This window comes from Catalinimonas alkaloidigena (assembly GCF_900100765.1).
Taxonomy (GTDB): domain Bacteria; phylum Bacteroidota; class Bacteroidia; order Cytophagales; family Flexibacteraceae; genus Mooreia; species Mooreia alkaloidigena.
The window spans coordinates 112,724-130,462 of sequence record NZ_FNFO01000012.1; the positions used below are offsets into that span (position 1 = coordinate 112,724).

Annotated in this window: 15 protein-coding genes; 4 read left to right on the plus strand and 11 right to left on the minus strand. The window is 54.1% G+C overall.

The window, feature by feature from the left end; all coding sequences use genetic code 11:
• Positions 1-87: 87 nt before the first annotated feature.
• The 3 genes from lysM to BLR44_RS24425 form a co-directional block, all read right to left on the minus strand.
• Positions 88-579, minus strand: a complete 492-nt coding sequence (gene lysM, locus BLR44_RS24415; RefSeq protein ID WP_089687149.1) for a peptidoglycan-binding protein LysM — start codon at positions 577-579, stop codon at positions 88-90.
• A 228-nt stretch (positions 580-807) separates the two neighbouring features.
• The gene (locus BLR44_RS24420; RefSeq protein WP_089687151.1) at positions 808-2,289 is read right to left on the minus strand and encodes a serine hydrolase; all 1,482 of its coding nucleotides are present in this window, start codon (positions 2,287-2,289) and stop codon (positions 808-810) included.
• Positions 2,290-2,412: 123 nt separating this feature from the next.
• Positions 2,413-3,909 carry a serine hydrolase domain-containing protein gene (locus BLR44_RS24425; RefSeq protein WP_089687153.1) on the minus strand — a complete coding sequence of 499 codons (1,497 nt, stop codon included), beginning with the start codon at positions 3,907-3,909 and terminating at the stop codon, positions 2,413-2,415.
• A 204-nt stretch (positions 3,910-4,113) separates the two neighbouring features.
• Here BLR44_RS24425 and BLR44_RS24430 point away from each other — a divergent pair, with 204 nt between their 5' ends.
• Entirely contained in the window at positions 4,114-7,101 is a 2,988-nt protein-coding gene (locus tag BLR44_RS24430) for a serine hydrolase domain-containing protein (protein ID WP_089687155.1), read from the plus strand.
• A 28-nt stretch (positions 7,102-7,129) separates the two neighbouring features.
• Positions 7,130-9,079 (plus strand): NACHT domain-containing protein, encoded by a 1,950-nt coding sequence (locus BLR44_RS24435; RefSeq protein WP_143017456.1) that lies wholly within the window; start codon positions 7,130-7,132, stop codon positions 9,077-9,079.
• Here BLR44_RS24435 and BLR44_RS24440 read toward each other — a convergent pair.
• The 5 genes from BLR44_RS24440 to BLR44_RS29435 all read right to left on the minus strand — a co-directional run bounded on the left by BLR44_RS24440 (position 9,076) and on the right by BLR44_RS29435 (position 12,922).
• Positions 9,076-9,315 (minus strand): hypothetical protein, encoded by a 240-nt coding sequence (locus BLR44_RS24440; RefSeq protein WP_218127176.1) that lies wholly within the window; start codon positions 9,313-9,315, stop codon positions 9,076-9,078. The genes BLR44_RS24435 and BLR44_RS24440 overlap by 4 nt on opposite strands.
• A 49-nt stretch (positions 9,316-9,364) precedes the next feature.
• Positions 9,365-9,892 (minus strand): Riean_0653 family protein, encoded by a 528-nt coding sequence (locus tag BLR44_RS28725; RefSeq protein WP_143017457.1) that lies wholly within the window; start codon positions 9,890-9,892, stop codon positions 9,365-9,367.
• An 815-nt stretch (positions 9,893-10,707) separates the two neighbouring features.
• Complete coding sequence (locus BLR44_RS24450) at positions 10,708-11,673, minus strand: DUF1152 domain-containing protein (RefSeq protein ID WP_089687162.1); 966 nt, start codon at positions 11,671-11,673, stop codon at positions 10,708-10,710.
• Positions 11,674-11,812: 139 nt separating this feature from the next.
• Positions 11,813-12,394 (minus strand): GrpB family protein, encoded by a 582-nt coding sequence (locus tag BLR44_RS24455; RefSeq protein WP_143017458.1) that lies wholly within the window; start codon positions 12,392-12,394, stop codon positions 11,813-11,815.
• A 318-nt stretch (positions 12,395-12,712) separates the two neighbouring features.
• Positions 12,713-12,922: a DUF5694 domain-containing protein gene (locus BLR44_RS29435; RefSeq protein ID WP_410493122.1), complete on the minus strand. Its 210-nt coding sequence runs from the start codon at positions 12,920-12,922 to the stop codon at positions 12,713-12,715.
• A gap of 75 nt (positions 12,923-12,997) precedes the next feature.
• Here BLR44_RS29435 and BLR44_RS24460 point away from each other — a divergent pair, with 75 nt between their 5' ends.
• Positions 12,998-13,924 (plus strand): GDSL-type esterase/lipase family protein, encoded by a 927-nt coding sequence (locus tag BLR44_RS24460; RefSeq protein WP_089687166.1) that lies wholly within the window; start codon positions 12,998-13,000, stop codon positions 13,922-13,924.
• A gap of 72 nt (positions 13,925-13,996) precedes the next feature.
• Here the strand turns inward: BLR44_RS24460 and BLR44_RS24465 are convergent, their stop codons facing one another.
• Positions 13,997-14,335: a P-II family nitrogen regulator gene (locus tag BLR44_RS24465; protein WP_089687168.1), complete on the minus strand. Its 339-nt coding sequence runs from the start codon at positions 14,333-14,335 to the stop codon at positions 13,997-13,999.
• A 112-nt stretch (positions 14,336-14,447) separates the two neighbouring features.
• Entirely contained in the window at positions 14,448-16,283 is a 1,836-nt protein-coding gene (locus BLR44_RS24470; protein WP_089687170.1) for an alpha-amylase family glycosyl hydrolase, read from the minus strand.
• Positions 16,284-16,586: 303 nt separating this feature from the next.
• On the opposite strand from BLR44_RS24470, the gene BLR44_RS24475 reads away from it, so the two are divergent.
• The gene (locus BLR44_RS24475) at positions 16,587-17,192 is read left to right on the plus strand and encodes a hypothetical protein (protein WP_089687172.1); all 606 of its coding nucleotides are present in this window, start codon (positions 16,587-16,589) and stop codon (positions 17,190-17,192) included.
• Between the two features lie 10 nt (positions 17,193-17,202).
• On the opposite strand, the gene BLR44_RS24480 is transcribed toward BLR44_RS24475, so the two are convergent.
• Positions 17,203-17,673 (minus strand): lipocalin-like domain-containing protein, encoded by a 471-nt coding sequence (locus BLR44_RS24480; protein ID WP_089687173.1) that lies wholly within the window; start codon positions 17,671-17,673, stop codon positions 17,203-17,205.
• Positions 17,674-17,739 lie beyond the last annotated feature (66 nt).

The following is a 17,739-nucleotide window of genomic DNA, read 5'->3' on the forward strand; positions in this document are numbered from 1 at the left end:
CTGCATTTCCGGAAACCGCAGCCACGGCGAAAAATCGGCCACCCGGCACATGCCTTATTGCGTATGCGCCGGGTGGCCGCCTAGGCCTTACTGCGCCGCCGGAATACGGAGTTTTTGTCCGGGATAGATCTTATCGGGGTCTTTCAACATGGGTTTGTTGGCATCGAAAATCTTCATGTAGGCATTGGCGTTGCCGTAGTATTGCTTGGCAATTTTGCTCAGCGTGTCGCCCTTTTCGACGGTATAGAACTGCGCTTCCGGTTCGGGCGGAGTCGCCACGGTCATTTGGTCATCGACCTGGGCAATGCCGTCCAGGTTGCCGACGGCCAGCACTACCCGCTCTTTCGTGGCCTGATCTTTGGCCTCGCCTTTTACAGTGGCTTTTTCGCCATCGACCGTGATGGCCAGTCCGTTGACTTCCAGCCCGAATTTCCGGACGTAGTTGGCGGCGACCTGCGCCTTGACGGCGTTTTCGTTGGCTTCTTTGGCTTCGGCCTCGAGTTTGGCTTTGGCTTCTTCTTTTTCTTTCGAGCCGAAAATCTTCTCTCCGGCGTCTTTAATGAAGCTGAATAATCCCATGGAATGCAGTTGGTTTAAGTGAATGAATGTGCAGATGCTACACGGTCTGCCTCTAAGGGTACGCACAAGCCGGGGTGCAGGTTCGGGCAACGGGGGCCTCTGCTTCGACAAACGTCAGAATTCTGTATGTTCAGGGATTCGCTGAACCTCTGTTATCTAACGCGTTTCGTATGCTTCTGCGCCGTACATGTGTACTGTTGATGCTGGGCTTGCTGGCGGCCACTGCGACTACTGCACCACGACCCGCCGCATCAGCCCGCCCTCCGGTGTCTGTAGCCGACTGACGTAAATGCCCGCGGGCAGCGCCTGTACTGCAAGCTGCACCTGCGCCGCCTGTGTTTCTCCCTCGTAAAGCACCCTGACCTGCGCGCCCCGGGCGTCGTACAACACCAGCGAAACCGGCATGCGGTGCGGCAGGGTAAAAGAAAAGCGGAGTTGATCGGTCGCCGGATTCGGCACGGCCGTGAGTTGCCCGAGGTCGGCACGTAGCTCCTCAGCAGCCGTGGGCACACCGTAAAGCACTTCGTACAGGCGACGGCCCACGGCAAAGGCATCGACCCCGCCGTCGTTCGCCAGCACCGCCATCGTCAGTTGCTCTGCCGGGGCGTACTGCAAAAGGGCCCGGTAGCCCGGTGAGGTGCCGCCGTGCCCCACGAAATAGGCATTTCCCCGGTTGATCCGCTCGTCGCTGATGATGCCGTAGCCCATGCGACGCCCCACCGCATCGGCCGAGTCGGCAATGGGAATGGACTGCAACATGGTATCCAGCACCGCCCGCGACGTGACCTGTCCGCTGTAAAGGCTTGCCCCCCAGGTCAGCAGATCGTCGACACTCGACACGATTCCGCCCGCCATGTAAGCCGCCGAGACCACGCCTGTGAACGGCAGGCGCGAAATGTTGGTAATGGTGTCGGGATAGGTAGGCTGTTGGGTGTACCGGAACACCAGATTGAGCGGGCTGAGGTTGTCGTGCGGTGCCGCCAGGTAGCCCCGCCCGCCGATGGCTTCGGTCGTAGCGTAGTACGTATGCACCAGCCCGAGGGGTTCGAAGTAGCGCGAGCGGTACAAGTCGGCGGCAGACTGGCCGGTGACTTGCTCGGCAATCAGGCCCAGAATCGTGTAGTTGGTGCTGGAATAGAGGTAGCGCACACCGACTTCGTACGTTTTCTTCGCGTAGGTCAGTGCCTCTTCAGGTTGCCAGAAACGGCTCGGCTGCGCCGCGATTGCCACCTGAAAGTTGGTTTCGGCCACGTAGTCGGAAAAGCCCGAACGGTGCGCCAGGAGTTGCCGGAGGGTCACCGCACCGCTCAATTGGTCGTTGATCGCCCGCAGGTCCAGGTACGTGCCGGCCGAATCGTCCAGACTGAATTTGCCTTCTTCGGCCAGTTCGAGAATCAGGGTGGCCGTAAAGGTTTTGGTGATGCTGTAGAGGTGCGACAGGGTATCGACGGTGAAGGGCGTGCCGCCCGGCAACAGGTTGTTCTGTGCGTCGACGTTCCGCGCCGCGTAGCCCGTTTCGCCGTGCCACCGGGTGCCGTCGCTGGTCTGAAGCGCCACGGCCATTCCGCCGACGTAGTGGTGTTGAAAACTATCCAGTACGGCCTGGAGGCGGCTTTGCAGCGCGGGCGTAAGGGTCTGACTGTGCGCTCCAGAGGCGAGCATCAGGCACGCGTACAGCCAGGCAAGAAGGCGGGTAAAGCGGTGTTTCATCGGACGAGGGAGTAAGGAACCGGGGGTAAACGCCGGCGGCGCAGTTGCCCCTAAAGGTGAGCAATCGCCCGGTAAATTCCTCACGCCCCCACGGGTTTCCGCCTTCGTTTTTGGAAGAGCGGCCTACCGGATCACCAGTTTTCGGGAGAAGCTCCCCGCGGCGGTCTGCAACCGGACTACATACGTACCCGCCGACAGCCCGACGGTCGAAAACTGTTGTTCCGTCGCCGAGTGCACCATGCCCCGAAACAGCGTCTTGACGCGCACACCCCGCAGGTCGTACACCTCCAGTTGCACCGGCATCGGGTGCGCCGGCGTGAACTGCCACGTCACGTGGTCGGTCGCCGGATTGGGGAAGAACTGCATCGCACCCGACCCCGACAGGTCGGCCGCGTCCAGCGCCGTCACCAGGTCGGCGGGCAGCACTTCGAACAGCCGGCGCGCCACTTCGAACGGATCGCCACCGCCGTAGTTCGACATCACCGCCAGGGTAATTCTTTTGTCAGGTTGGTAGCCCAACAGCGCGCGATAGCCGGGGGCCGCGCCGCCGTGTCCGTAAAAAAATTCGTGGTCGTTGATGCGCTGGTCGGCCGTGATGCCGTACCCCAGGTAGTCGCCGCCGGCATTGATGGCGTCGTAGAGCGAGTTCACCATCGTGTCGAGCACGGCCTGCGACGTGGCCCGCCCCCCGTAGAGGGCCGCCCCCCACGCGGCCATGTCGCGTGCGGTGGACACCATCGCTCCACCCGTATAGGCCGCCGACGCCACCCCTTCGAACGGCAGGCGCGAAATGTTGGTCACCGTATCGGGAAAGAGCGGCTGTTGGGTAAGTTGAAAGATGGGGTTGAACTGCGACACGTTTTCGTGCGGCGCCGCCAGCTTGCCCCGGTTGCCGCGCGGTTCGGTAGCAGCAAAGTACATGGACGACAGGCCCAGCGGTTCGAAAAAGCGCGTCCGGTAAAGTTCGGCGGCCGGCGTCTGGGTCACCGCTTCGGCCAGCATACCCAGGAGGATGTAGTTCGTGCTCGAATACTTGCGCCGTGCTCCCACTTCGTCGATCTTCCGGGCGGTCGCCACGATTTCTTCCGGTTCCCAGTTCCGGGTGGGTTGCGCCGCGGTCAGCGCCAGAAATTCCTGCTCAAACACGTAATCGGAAAAGCCCGACTGGTGCGACAGCAACTGCCGGATAGTCACCGCGCCACTCAACTGCGGGTTGATCGTCCGGAGCGGCAGGTAGGTGCCGATCGAGTCGCCCAGGTGGAAATAGCCCTCTTCGGCCAGTTCGAGGATCAGCGCGGCGGTGAAGGTTTTCGTGACGCTGTACATCCGCGCCAGCGTATCGGGTGCGAACGGCGTGCCGCCCGGCAACAGGTTGTTCTGGGCATCGATGTTCCGTGCCGCGAAGCCCGTCGCTCCTTCCCACTGCCCTACCCCTTCGATCCGCACCGCGGCCGAAATGCCGCCGATGTACGGGTTTGCGGGGTTACGTTGAAAACTGTCGAGCACCGCCTGAAGCCGCGTCTGCACCGCGGAGGGAAGCGTTTGCGCCGAGCCGATGTCCACACGTATGCCGAACAGCACCCCGGCCAGCAAGGCGTTCCGCCAAAAAGATCGTAGCATGTTGAAAGAAGTAAAACCTCACTCATAACCCACAGACACTGAGAAAGTTCCTCTTGAAACAATACAAAAACGCCGTCTTGCTGACGTTGACCCGCCGGTGCTGTACCAAAGGCCAGGCGGCACCCGGTTGTGGCCGCAGTCTTTACATTCCGGTCGTTTTGGTGCACCTTTAGGTTTGATCTGAACCTTACCTCCTTCGTTCCCTTGAAAAAGACTTTTTTTCTCCTGATCCTGAGCGCCCTGTCCTTTTGCACCGCCCAGGCCCAATCTGCCCGTCCGCCGTACCTGACCGACACGCCCTCGCGCTGGGTCGATTCGGTGTTCAACAGCCTCACCCCCGACGAGCGCATCGCGCAATTGATTATGGTGGCGGCGTACTCGAACCGCGATGAGGCGCATGCGCAGGAGATTGAAAAGCTGGTTACCGAGCAGAAGATCGGCGGGCTGGTCTTTTTCCAGGGAGGTCCGGTGCGGCAGGCGGCCCTGACGAACCGCTACCAGGCGAAGGCCGACGTGCCGCTGCTGGTCGCCATCGACGGGGAATGGGGTCTCGGAATGCGCCTGGACAGCACGATCCGCTTTCCGTACCAGATGACGCTCGGCGCACTGGCCGACGACAGCCTGATTTACCAGATGGGGCGGGAAGTGGCCCGCGAAGCACGGCGCATGGGCATCCACGTCAACTTTGCGCCCGTCGCCGACGTGAACAACAACCCCAACAACCCGGTGATCAACTACCGTTCGTTCGGCTCCGACCGCGAAAACGTAGCGCAGAAAAGCATTGCATACATGCGCGGAATGCAGGACGGCGGGCTGCTGACCACGGCCAAGCACTTCCCCGGCCACGGCGACACGGGTACCGACTCGCACTACGCCCTGCCCGTCATCACCCACGACCGCCAGCGGCTCGATTCCCTCGAACTGTATCCGTTCCGGAAACTGATCGACGCCGGCCTGAGCGGCATGATGGTGGCGCACCTCAGCATTCCGCAGCTCGACTCGACGAAAGACCTCGCCTCGACCCTCTCGAAACCCATCGTGACCGATCTGTTGCGCGAGGAATTGGGATTCGACGGGCTGATCTACACCGACGCGATGAACATGAAGGCGGTGGCCGACCACTACCCGCCCGGCGTGGCCGACGCGATGGCGCTCTACGCGGGCAACGACCTGCTGGAGTTCACGCAGGATGTGCCCAAGGCCATTGCCGAGGTCAAGAAGCTGATTCGGCAGGGGAAAATCCGCCAGCGCGACCTGGACGCTCGCTGTAAAAAAGTGCTGGCTGCGAAGGAGTGGCTCGGCCTGAACCGCTACCAGCCCGTGGTGCTCGACAGTCTGGTGCACGACCTGAACCCCGGCGCCGCCCAGCTCCTCAACCAGCGGCTGTTCGAAAGCGCGGTCACCACCCTGCGCAACGCCGATCGGCTGTTGCCCCTGCAACGCCTCGATACGCTGCGCATCGCCACGGTATCCATCGGTTCCGACACGGTGACGGCGTTTCAGAAAATGCTCGACAATTACACGGGCATGTCGCACTACACCCTGCCGGTGAAGCCTTCACAGGCCGACATCGACCGCCTGAAAACCATTCTGCCTGCCTTCAACCTCGTGATTCTGGGGGTACACGTACCGAGCGTCCGCCCGACGCGCAACTACCAGATTACGCCGGAACTGCAAGCCGCCGTCGAGGCCCTGACCGGGGTCAGCCAAACGGTGGTCTGTTACTTCGGGAATGCCTACACCCTGCCGCAATTTCGGCTGGAACCCGCGCAGGCGCTGTTGCTGACCTACCAGGACCATCCGCTGGCGGAAGAAGCCGCCGCGCAGGCCGTATTCGGGGGCATTGCGACCAACGGACGCCTGCCCGTCCCGGTCGGCGACCAGTTTTCGCTGAAAGAAGGGTTACGCCTGGAAAGCCTCAACCGTTTCCACTACACCCTGCCCGAAGCAGTGGGCATCGACTCCGAGTACCTGACGCGCCGCATCGACTCGCTCGTCCACCTCGCCATCGATTCGGGGGCCACACCGGGGGCGGAAGTGCTGCTGGCCAAAGACGGGAACGTGTTTTTCCGGAAGTCGTACGGCTACCACACCTACGACGAAAAGATTCCGGTGCAGGACGACGACATCTACGATTTTGCGTCGGTGACCAAGATCAGCGCCTCGCTGCCTGCCCTGATGCGGATGACCGACGAGGGCAAATTCGACGTGGACAAGACCCCCGCCGACTACTTCAGCGAGTACCGCCGCTCGAACAAAAAGGACATCACCTTTCGGGAGATTCTGGCCCACCAGGGACGCCTCACGGCCTGGGTACCCTTCTGGAAAAGTCTGGTGCGGCGCAACGGCAAGCTTAAGAACACGCTCAAAAAAGACGGTTCCCTCAAATCGCGTTACTTCTCGGCCGACTCGTCCGACAAATATCCCGTCCGCATCACCGACGACCTCTACCTGCACAAAAAGTACCGCAAGCGCATCTACCGGTCGATTCGCGACACGCCCCTTCTGTCCGAAACCAAGTACGTCTACAGCGACCTGTCTTACTACCTCTACCCGATTCTGACCGAGTGTCTGGAAGGGCAGCAATTTGAGGATTACCTGAAACAGAAATTTTACCAACCGCTGGGCGCGACCACGCTGACTTACAACGCCTACCGTCACTTTCCGATGGACCGCATCGTGCCGACCGAATACGATTCCCTGTTCCGCCACACGCAGATTCAGGGGACAGTGCACGACGAAGGGGCCGCGCTGCTGTCGGGCCTCTCGGGACACGCCGGGCTGTTCGGCAGCGCCAACGACCTCGCCAAACTGATGCAGATGTACCTGAACGGCGGTACCTACGGCGGCCGACGTTACCTGAATGAAGCGACCCTCAAGGAATTTGCCCGGTGCCAGTTCTGCGACCAGGGGAACCGCCGCGCCATCGGGTTCGACAAGCAAAGCCTCCATCCGTCGATGAACGGCCCTGCCCCGCTGAGCGCCAGCATGGACAGCTTCGGCCACTCGGGCTTTACCGGCACGTTCACCTGGGCCGACCCGACCAACGGCCTCCTCTACGTCTTCTTCTCCAACCGGGTCTACCCCACCCGCGAGAACCCGAAACTCAGTAACATGAACATCCGCACGGGCGTGATGCAAATCGCCTACGAGGCGCTGGAACGCGAAAAAATGAGCATGGTGGAGGAATAAATAGGTAACTGTCATTTTAAATCCTCTTATGAACCCCACAGAAATCTCTTCGCTACTCAAAGAGATTTGTGAATCATTAAATTGCCCAATTTGGCTAACAGGTAATCTCTACTGGTTTTTGATAGTGGGATTGCTTTGTGGTTCGTTAAAAGTTTCCTGGAGCGTTGTCCAGAAAATAGCGCTTTGGCGTAATCGGAAAATTCTCAATCGGGATTTACATCCTTACTATACGCCTGGTGATGTAGATAATGCCACACGTTACTTCATTGCGACAAAGTACCAGAAAGTATCACCTTCAGAAGATGAAGAACCCGGCAGAAAACACATTGCATCTGCCAAAGAAAAGTTGATCCCACTCTTCCTAAAAAAGGCTTTTCAAAGTAAGGAAGATGCAAAGTACTACTTGATCCTGGCCGACACAGGTATGGGAAAAAGTACATTTCTAATCAATCTTTACTTGGCTTATAAAAACCAGTGGCACAGCCCTCTTGCTGTTCCAAAATTCAGAATCAAACTCTTGCCTTTAGGGCAACCAGAGATAGTAAAAAGGATCAGTGAAATTTCTGACAAGGAACACACTATTCTACTACTAGACGCTTTTGACGAAGACGTAGAAGCTATCAAAGATTATAGGGCAAGATTAAATGAATTGCTGGCGCATGCAAATCCATTCCGCATCATCGTGCTCACGTGCCGGACGCAGTTTTTCCCGTCTCAAAAAGAAGAACCCCACGAAACAGGTTACTTCTCGGCAGGGGAACATGGAGAGTACAAGTTTCAAAAGCTATATATATCGATTTTCGACAACAAAGACATCACTAAATATCTACACAAGCGCTTCAATGTTTTGCATGTTAAGGAGCGAAAGCTTGCAAAAAAGATTGTAATTCAAAGCTCTACTTTGTTGGTACGCCCCATGTTGCTTAGCCATATCAAAGAGCTTGTAGTTTCGGAACAGAGCTACGAATTTTCATTTCAAGTTTACGCGGAATTGATTGAGCGGTGGCTGGTACGCGAGTCCAGAAAACCAGGCATACGTCAAAAATATGGGAGTGAAAGTAGATTCAAAGAGATACTGCACGACTTTTCATTAAAATTGGCAACAAATCTCTACTCGAATCGGGATGAAAGAGGCGGGTATTTCATTAGCAATGATGAGCCTTTTCAAGAAGATGTCCTAAGCCTATCCGATATAGAAAGTGAGTACATAAGTCTAACAGAACAAGTAGGAAAGACGCAATCGCTTCTTAATCGCAATGCCGCAGGAGAGTATAAGTTCGCCCACAAATCTATCCTTGAGTTCTTCCTGGCAAAGAAATTCGCTAAAGATCAGGAATTTGCATTAGAATTCAACTTTACAGGAATGGATACGGCACTGCGTTTTTGTAAGGAAATGCTATTAGAAGATTTAAGGAATACAGACGGAGAATATACAGGAGCAACAAGTCATAAACTCAACAAGCTGTCGCAATTAGACTTGCCCCAACTAGACAGCGTTTCTACAATACAGATAAACACGTTTTCCAGCATCAATCTGGCAAGGTTAAGAGTCATCCCCAAACTACACCAAATAACCATCCTAAATAAGTCGACACCGATTTTGTATCACTTATATTATTCACTCTATTTACATGTTCCTCAAGACCTACAATCCCTGCATGATTCTTTTAAGATGAAGGAATTAAGAGAGCACATAGATCTTCGTGATTTGCGACATTTCTTAGAATCGCTTGGGATGAAAGAACTGCGAAAACGATTGGAGTTTCAAACACCGCAACAATTACAAGTCATCAAAGAGCTAGTAGAATCGCTAGATCCACAAGAAATTACGGATATAGAGCAGTCAAGAGCGGTAATACATGAATCATTGATCAGGAGAGATGGTGAAGTAATCGAGCAATTGCAAATAGCAAATGAATTCGTCAGAGAACTCTGTTTGCTAGAAACCAGATTGCCAAACCATGTAATCTATTATTAGGTGGCGTAAAGCGCGCGCCATACGTCGATGTTGACCAGGCTGCTGCCGTTTCGTACGCCTTTGAAGTTATCCAAGGGGACCAGGTCAACGCCATACTCCTGTAAAAAGCCAGTGGGCACACGGCTTTTATTGAGGGGCTGGAAGATGTAGTCGAGGCGCGTGCGCAGCGCGTCAGGGGTAGATTGGGCACAGAGAGTCCCGGCGATCAGGTAGCTGATCGCTAACCAGCGAAACATGTTCATGGTAGGAAGTAGTGGGGTTAGAGAAAAGGAAAAGTGGAAGAAATCAGAAAAGGCGTATATCGAAACGACCCTGGGTACCACGAATCGTATCACAGCCCGGACGGGCTAATACAAACTCGAAGGTTCCGGCGATCACTTTGGCTTCCAAATCGAAGCGAGTGATGGTTAACTTACCTTCGTGATAGACAGTACTATCCTGATCATACGAACAATCCATAGGTAAATAGCTTACTGACTGACGAGATGGATTATTCAACCGGTAAACACCTTCAGAATAGATACTGTCTGAATAAATCGATAAAGCGGACTCGTTTTCACCTTCCCTTCGATAAGCGCTTATATTAAAAGTACCATCAAATTGGTACGAGGCAATAAGATTACCTTGACCAAATCGGCCAGAAGAGCCTTTAGGTTGCCACACTTCGCCATTGAGCAAGACGCCGAAACTGTGACGGCCTTCTTGCGTGGCAGCGGGCAGTTCTTCTTTCGGAGAAGGTTCCTTTTTAAACCAATCGCACCCGCTGAACAGGAGCAGACTTAGTAGCACGATACAAGAGGGAAAGCGAGACATAGCTTAAATCGAAAGAGATGATTGATGAAATTTAGGCGATACTTTTCACCAATTACTAAATTGTTTAATTGGTGAACAATAGCTCATCTAAAAATATCCACTCTTCATAGACAAATGGCAAGTTTGACATTCGTTTGGTAATGCACCAGCCATGTAATCATCATTTCCGCAACTAGTGCGCTAGCCAGAGGTAGAAAACATGAATATTTATTGACTTAGCTAGCGAGAAAAACTTCAACTAGCGGCCTGATTTGTAAGAGAAATATTACGGTAGATCTGTATCAAGGGTCTTTAACATAGAGGCCCTTACATAACAACTATATGGGTTTACATACTTGACAAGGGGCGAACGTCACGAACTCACCGTCACTGAGTCAATTATAAAAAGAGGTGCGGTGAAAGCTGCTGAATCAGGACGAAACTGGCAGCGGCCGGGACGCATTGTGGATGACCAAGGCTACAGCCACCGTGGCACGGCAGTAAGAAGTTACTCCGTTCTCTGCGCCGACGCGGGCTTCGCTATACCAAATTCCCCATCGTAGCACTGAACATAGAGGTGGACCTTGTGACAAAGAGCTTTACAAACTACGCAACCGTCATCCTAATCGCAGCCATCAAATTCTTCGCTTAGTTTGCATACACGCCCTAGTGTTCCTACTCTGTTTTCAAACACAATGTGAACATCCGGACGGGTGTTATGTAGATCGCGAGATCGTAAAAAGCGAGAAATACTCCTCAACGGTTTCGTATATATGAAATGGCGAGCTTTTACTCGACAGGAACACATATTCCTTGCTACAAACCGTCTTCTTTGTTCAAATTGGTATTTGTTTTTTATCCCTTAATTCACTCAATTCATTTCGGTATTCAGAAAGTTTTCCATTGAATTCTCCAATCGTATTTACATCTTTGATCTTATCATAGTATTTTATTTTTCTAATTACTTTTCTTAAATCGAAACACCAATAAATTGTCATCAAAGGATTTATCCATAATTCGCTTCCCGTGGTCCTTATTGTTCGATGCTGATTTCCATACTCACCTTCTAATGCACTTACGATTGAATTTGAAACGATACTTTCTTTTCCACTCATCTTTTCATTTGCGAATCTAACAGCTTCGATATATTTATGGGCCTCTTCCATTTCTTTTGTGAGCTGGAACATCCCCAAGTATCCTCCTTCTTTCGCTAGTTGAGCAACATTCTCTAAAAATCTGAAATGAGAAACTCCATGAAAATGGTCAATTCCAAATCCAACACTTAAAAGAAATTGCTTTTTTATTCCACTTCTGTAAACCGCTGCCATTGAACAAACATCTTCTTGTGGTGTTCCTAAGCCGTCTTCATCTCCAAACATCAAACTGTCGGTTCCTCCGTCAACTAATAGAACAGTATCTATTTCATGCTTTTTGATTAGATATGTATAAGCGTTTTTCAGAGGAACTACACCAGTGTTTTCAAATCCATAGATTTCTACATTTTCACCTTGTAACCCAAACCACAACTTTAAATACCTTTCTGGGAAGTAATTTCTACCCGATACGTCACTGTCTCCGCTTCTTATTTTATAGCAAAATGGAAAGACTTGCTCAGAGGTTGTTTCTATCAACCACGTAAACGAAAGGTTGGCAAGTATTACTTTTTTGCCCTGTTTTTTTAAATTGAAATACAAAGGAATTCCACCAAATATATCAAATCCCCCTCCTGCACCTGCAAGCAAAATAGATTTACTTTCTTTTAACTCTTCGAAAATTGGTATTTGATTTATTGAGTAGCTCATGTATTTGATATACTGTTTTTTACAGATGGCATGCAACCGTCTCGGCTATGGGTAGTTGCGTGGGTTAGCACTAAACTTGGCAAGCATACACCAAACTAAGAATCCTTGCGGATTTTCAGAAAAATGCGAGGACAAGCAATTACTTATAGCTATTGTTGTACATTCGTTTTTCTATTTCTATTATTTCGTTGATAAATGCATTGACATGCAACTCTTTTAACTCCGCATATAGTTTTTTATCCTGATTTGCTTTTTCAGCCAATTGGTATTTCATTTCCTGATATTTTATTCTAGCCAAATCATTTTTTCTCAAATAATTCCGCATTAGAACATGTCTTTCCAATGCTTCGCTGTTAGATGGACAAACATAAAGATGATGTGAAATTGAGTCCAAAATACTGTTCAACAAGCGCCCATTTCGCTTAAATACTTCTCGATTTTCAATTCCTTGATTTCCGTTATGATAATAACCGATTCCAATTAGTTTAGATTTAATTCCTTCAAATTCCATTGTCGTTTTGTGGACAACGTCAATATCAATAATTGGTTTTGAGTCCAATTCGGGGATTGATGTACTTCCAACGTGTTCGATTTGGTATTCAAGCCCCTTTAGTCCCTTGTCAAGTTCACGTTTTAATTCCGCAAAATGTTGAACCCAATGTGATGTATATTTTTTTATTAACATTCGTCTCTTAAATGGCGCACTACGTATGCGTAACACATAGTGGCGTTATGTCTTCAATGGCTTCTTACCGTTAATCTGACCGATTGATCTAAAAAGGCTTCCTCTATCCGCTTGTATACGCATATTACCTAAAAAACTCAACGATCATTATGGTGCCGACATCTTTCCCAGACACCACTTAACATAAGTAGATATTTTTATAGGACAAATTGCGCCTTGTAAGGCATAACTGCACGATGTGGATTGGTTGACGTTTTCTGGCGTAGGGACTATATCAACCAAGTAGCGAGGGGGAGCACAGAGCGCACTGGAGTGAGAAAGTAGGGTATTCGCCCCAAGGACAGTAAGCTACTTTTATTTCAAATAGGTATTGGCATCGACGAGTTCGCAGGCCGAGTCATCTCTAAAAATGCTTTTTAAGGAGTCGATGTGGCCCACCCCGATGATAATCGAAATCCGCTCCGCGTCTTTTTTCAGTTGCTTGGTTACGATGTTCGAGTGGATTTTATAGTCTCGGTTTTTGAAGACCGAAATCAGCGCTGCGCCGATGTAGCCCTGCCACAGTTACGCGCCCCCTCTACAAAATCGCGCTAACCACCTGTGGTCATCTGCTTTCTCATTTCCCTCGTAGATTGCCGTATGAAATCAGTTTACCTCGTTCTGTTGGGCCTGCTTTCGTCGGGCCTCTGGGCGCAGTCGCTTACGTTGACGCAACCGGTGCGGCTGCTGGCACTGGGCGATAGTTACACGATTGGTGAGAGCGTGGCGGAAGAGGCGCGATGGCCCCACCAGCTGGCCGATTCGCTGAAGGCGGCCGGCGTAACGGTCGAGTACCGGCGGATCATTGCCAAGACGGGCTGGCGCACCGACCAACTGCGCGACGCGGTGGCGGGTCAGGGACTGGACGAAGCCGGCTACAACCTGGTAGGGCTGCTGATCGGCGTCAACAACCAGTACCAGGGGCGGTCCGTCGACACCTACGCGCAGGAGTTTCGGCAGTTGCTGGATTCGGCGCTGGCCTACGTCGGCGGACGGAAGGAGCGCGTGTTTGTCGTGTCGATTCCCGATTACGCCTACACGCCGTTTGGGCAGACGCGGAATCCGTCGAAAATCTCCGCCGAACTGGATGGCTTCAACGCCGTGAACCGGCAGATTGCGGCCGAGTACGGAGTGACTCGCTTCGACATTACGCCCCTCTCGCGCGAAGGGCTGCAACGCCCCGAGCTGGTGGCGGCAGATGGGTTACATCCGTCGGGCGTGCAGTATCAGGAATGGGTCCACCTGATGATGGAGACGTTTCGGAGCGTGATTTCTTCTTCGCCCGTCCGCGAACCGCGGGGTTTTCTGCTGTACCCGAATCCGTTTCATAAAACCTTGTACTGGCAAAGTGATCGGGTGTTGCCGGGCGGGACGCTGTCGCTCTACGCAGCGGACGGGCAACCGGTGTGGCAGCATCCGCTTCAGCCGGTGTTGTCGGTGCAGTCGCTGCCGGCGGGCGTGTACGCGGGACTGGTACGCAACCACCGCCAGGAACTGATCTACCGCACCACGCTGGTCGTTCGGTAAGGGCCGCGCGGGCCTAAAAAAAGGGACAGATTCGTGCAAACCCGTCCCCAAGATCAGTAGGTCACAAATGCTTTACAGCGCCGCTTCGTCGAGTTCGCCGGTACGGATGCGCACCGTTTGCTCAACGTCGTAGATGAAGATTTTGCCGTCGCCGACTTCGCCGGTACGGGCGGCTCTCAGGATACAATCCACCACCGCGTCTACTTTTTCGGCCGGCACCACGATTTCCAGCATCAGCCGCGGAATCGAGCCCATGTCGTAGTACGCACCCCGGTAAAAACCGCCGGGCGTTTTCTCTTTCCCCACCCCTTTCACCTCAAAGAAGGTAAAGTAGTCGATGTCGATGCGGTGGAGTGCTTCTTTGACGTCATCAAATTTGGAAGACCGGATGGTGGCATCAATTTTTTTCATAAGAGGAGGGGAAGTTAAAGGTGGAGACTGTAGGTCACGAACGTAGTAACTTCGCCCTGCATAATCAACTGCACAACAAAAAATTAACAGGACAGGCGACCGTCCGGCCACGTCAGGCGATCCGGAACACCACGCCGTAGTGGCTAGGTACGCTGAACGGCAGCCACTGGTCGGGATGGGTTACCTGAAGTGGCGGATGCGTGCCCTCCAGTTGTTCGGTCCACGTCCCGACGGCCGGAAACGGCAGCCACACCTGACGCGCCTGGTCCGAAAAGTTCAGCGCTATCATCACGCTACCGGCGCCCTGGTCGTCGACGCCGCGGCGGTAGGCGATGATTTGGTTGTGCAGATGATCGGCATTGTTGTAATAATAAAAGTAGCTGCGGCTACTCAGGGCGGGCAGTTCGCGCCGCAATTGCCCCAGCTTGCGGTACAGACGCACGAGGGCTTTGCCGGGCGCGTCGTAGAAATACTCCCAGTGCAGCGGACGCTCGAACAGATTGCGCCCGATGCCGTCTCCCGGTACGCCCCAATTTTCACCGAATTCCTGCCCTTGCCAGAGCATCGGAATCCCCTTGCCCGTATACAGCGCAATGATGTACGGCTGCGTTTGGTAGAAACGGGCACGATCGCCGTACGATTCGTTGAGCAGGTCCTGCTGGGGTAACGTGCCGAACGTATTGAGAAAGCGTTCGTGATCGTGCGACTCGACGTACTGAAACGGCGCCACCGGAAACGTGTCGCCGGTCATGTCGTTCCGGTATGCGCTCGGATAGCCGACCAGTTCAGGATCGAGCAGGTGCGCCAGCCGCTCGTCGATGCGGTGGCCGCGGGCCGCCTCCAGCAGTTCGTTCTGCCAGGCTGCATTCGAGTAGGTCTTGGCCAGAATCTGCCGCGGGTCGGGCAAATGCTCAGCACACTGGAGAATACGGCTGCGCCCATCGGCCTGGAAGCGGGGAATTTGCCGCGAGTACTGGTACGTCCGGTACACCAGGTCGGCGTAGCCCTGCCCCAAAAAGCCGTCGTACATGCCCGGCACGTAGTCGTAGCGAAACCCATCGACGTGGTATTCGGCCAGGTAATACCGGTTGAGGGCGAAGAAGTAATCGCGTGTGAAGGTCTTCCGGTAGTCGGTCCCGGGCTTGTCGTTCCCGAAAAATTCGCCTTCGAACACGCCCATCATGGGGTTGGGTTCGCCCGTGGTGCTGTACACCAGGTTGTAGGGAAACTCCGGATGTGCGTGGGCATAGACGGCATCGAGGATCACCGCCATGCCCCGCCCGTGGCAGGCATCGACCAGTTGCTTCAGGCCGACAGGGCCGCCCAGCCGCTCGTCCGGCGCAAAGTACCCCAGCGGGGTGTAGCCCCACTCGACGTCTTCTTTCACGTTGCTGATCGGCATCAGCTCCAGCACATTTACGCCCAGGTCCCACAGGTAATCCAGCTGCATGACGAGCCCGTCGAAATCGCGGTTGAACTCCCGCACGTTGACTTCGTAGACCACCATCCGGTCTACCTCCGGGGTTTGATAGGCGTGGTCGGTCCAGGCGAAAGGCACCGCGGCCGGATCGACCGTCACGGACGAAAGCGTCCCGAAACCCGACGCCCGCCCGAACGGATCGGCGAACCAGAAGGTCACCTCCTGCGCGTGGCGAAACAGTTGAAAGCGATACAGGTACTCTCCCGGCTGCCCGAAACGGCTTTGCAGGTCGACCGTAAGCGGGACGGTCACCTCCCAGCGGTCGTAGGCGGACCCGTTCTGCCAGTTCATCCAAACATCTTTCGGCTCGATGCCGCGCACAAACTGGTCGTAGGCGTGGATGATGCGCACTTTCACTCCGTATCCTTTGGCATAGGTGATGTGGGGCAGGTAGATCCCGAACCGGATCTGCCACTGGCCGTGGGCGTCTTGCTGGGGGTGCGCCCCCACTTCGTTCAGGTCAATCATGGGCGAGAACAGGAAAAGCGATACGAGAAGAAAGACAGGGAAAGCGCGGTCCGTATGCAGGAAGTCGCGTGGTGGAGCACGGTGCAGTGCAAGGCGTAGGCCGCGGCAGGGAGCCCTCCCCGGGGTAGGGTGCGCGTAAACTACACCAGATTTAAGCAAAAGGGCAATACTGAAATTTCAGTATTATGCGGGCAATAAGGCCGCATCTTTACCTCGCCATGACGAGCGATGCAACCAGAACTTGATAGGGACTGGCGTATGCCAACAGAAAAAAGAATAGGGAATTTCACCAAGCGAGGGTGTATGCTTACCGCCCTCTGTCTGATCAGCTTGGCCGGAAAGGGACAGTCGACCTGCCGGGTGTGGGAGCACCTCCTCGGACAGCTGGAAACCCAAGGCTACCACCTCACCATCGACACCACGTATGCCGATACGCTTCGGTTTGTGGCGTACGATGAACTGGTCGCATTGCCCGCTTTGCGCGACGGAGAAAGAACACGGCTTGATTCGACGGGCACCCCTTCCCCATCCAAGTCGACCCCGGGAACGGTGGCTTTTTCCTCGTCCGAAGGTCGCTTTGTGGCAACCGACACGGTTCTGCTGGCCACGCGGCAACGCATCTGGGTCTTTGCTAAAGGGACGCAGCCACTCGCTTCCGCCTCCGGACGCAAAGTGTATCCCCGCCTTCAGTTGCAACACCTTCATTTGCTGCGTCCTGAAGAGGCCACACGGTTGCAGGCAGCCACGGCGGCGATTATCCACCACCCCGACCTCTGGAACGACAAAGCGTACGACTGCATGCTGGAAGACGACCAGCATCATCTGATTTACCTGAATGCCCAGACCTGGCTGTTTCGGGAGACAATCGAAGAACTCTGCGCGCAGACCGAGCGGTTCCTGCAGAAATAACCCGGTTCGCTTAGTGCACCCGGCGGTACTTCTCGATGTTGAGGCGACTAATGCCCGCGCTTGCCACTTCTTCGCGGCCCTGTTGCACGAGCGTATCGCCACGCAACGAAACGGTAAACGTAAAGTCGTTCCCTTCCCACTCTGGTGCGCTGCAATAGTCGAGGTGCTCGGTGTAGGTGCTGTCCGCCAGCGTATAGCGTCCCCCGCCCGCCACAAATGCAGCGGCCGAATCGGCATGCTCTCCCACAGCATGTTGCAGAAAAGCGAAGTGGGTCGCGTTGATGATCTTGATAAACGAAACGCCCTCGGTGTAGTCGGTGACGGTGGTATCGCCGTTTTCGATCACGGTTCCCGACAGCAGCTGCCAGGTGCCGGTGAGCGCGGGAGACTCGGGGGCGGACGATGCGGTACGCGGCGGGGTGTCGGTGCTGCACGACAGCAGGAACAGGCCACAGAGGGTCAGGCCGAAGAATCGATGCATGAGGTTGCTGAAGGATATCCGCAATAGTACGGACGAAGGGGTCGTCGGTGCAAGCACGGGTTTACG